General features: G+C 42.1%; 2 protein-coding genes. Both read left to right on the forward strand.

Annotated elements, in window-relative coordinates; translation table 11 throughout:
- Positions 1-230: 230 nt before the first annotated feature.
- Positions 231-698 (forward strand): hypothetical protein, encoded by a 468-nt coding sequence (locus tag V7L97_RS11230; RefSeq protein WP_333656013.1) that lies wholly within the window; start codon positions 231-233, stop codon positions 696-698.
- 16 nt (positions 699-714) lie between these two features.
- Positions 715-1,050: a hypothetical protein gene (locus tag V7L97_RS11235; RefSeq protein ID WP_333656015.1), complete on the forward strand. Its 336-nt coding sequence runs from the start codon at positions 715-717 to the stop codon at positions 1,048-1,050.
- The last annotated feature ends 47 nt before the right edge of the window (positions 1,051-1,097 follow it).

The raw sequence follows: 1,097 nt of genomic DNA on the forward strand, positions 1-1,097 counted from the left end.
GGTATTGCTATTATTGTCATAGCAATTCTGGCAATCTTTCTTGCCATTATGATCGTATATAAGAGCAGGTAATAATAGGAGGTAACGATATGAAATATATTATTTTGTTGTTAGTTATAATATCGTTCTCTTTGAGTTATGCACATGCAGAGCTTAATATTACCGCCAAAATTGTGGACAGGATAGAGTATGGAATTTTAGCTTCCTCATATGTGATATACTTTTAGAGGATGGAAGCCAATTTAAACAGCTTAAAAAAACATGTGTTTTTCGAGATGCTTAATCTTGCGAGCAGGGTCTTCATCCTCGTCAGGCATTCGGAAAACGTGGTCTTGGGAAACAGGGGATTCAGCGACGAGGAGAAAGAAAAGGGCATAATACTCGTTTTTAACTCAAGAATGAATTTTCTATGGGATGATTACGGCATAACCGCCACACTGGTTTTCGGCACTTCCCCCCAGAAATGTTTTATACCAGTGGACGATATAATGGCGGTGTATTCTCCAGATCTGAATGCCCAGTTTATGGCATCGCCTCAGCCCTTAGCAATAAGCGGGCCACAGCCTATAGGCAGTCAGAAAGAGGGCGAAAAGTCCGTTAAGAAGATCGAGCCCAAAAAGGGGCAAAAGACAAAGACACAAAAAGACGAAAAGCAGGGGCATGTGATTAAAGTCGATTTCACTAAAAAACGAAAATAGATGCCATGAGGTTTACATGGATAACGAAAAGCTATTGCATGACTTGATCGTTGATTATTTAAAACAGAAGCTCTCAAGGGAATACAAGGAGATAAAGATTAACCCGGCAGGGAACCCTGACCTTACACTTTCCAATCACGGACTCATACTCGCTGTGCTGGAGGTAGAAACAGAAAGCAGTATAACCCCGGAAAAGGCGGAGAAATGGAAGGAGGTGCTGCAGGCAGGCTCCAAGCTCATACTGATGGTTCCAAAAAATGCAAAGGTGAAGGTAATGGAACTCCTATGGCAGAATGGGATTGCAGACAGGGTCGGCGTCGGCAGCTATGAAATAGCCGTTAATATGCCATGAATAAGGTACTGATTGTAGATGACGATAAGGTCATAAGGCTTTCCCTC

The sequence above is a fragment of the Dissulfurispira sp. genome, from assembly GCF_036745535.1.
Taxonomy (GTDB): Bacteria; Nitrospirota; Thermodesulfovibrionia; order Thermodesulfovibrionales; family Dissulfurispiraceae; genus Dissulfurispira.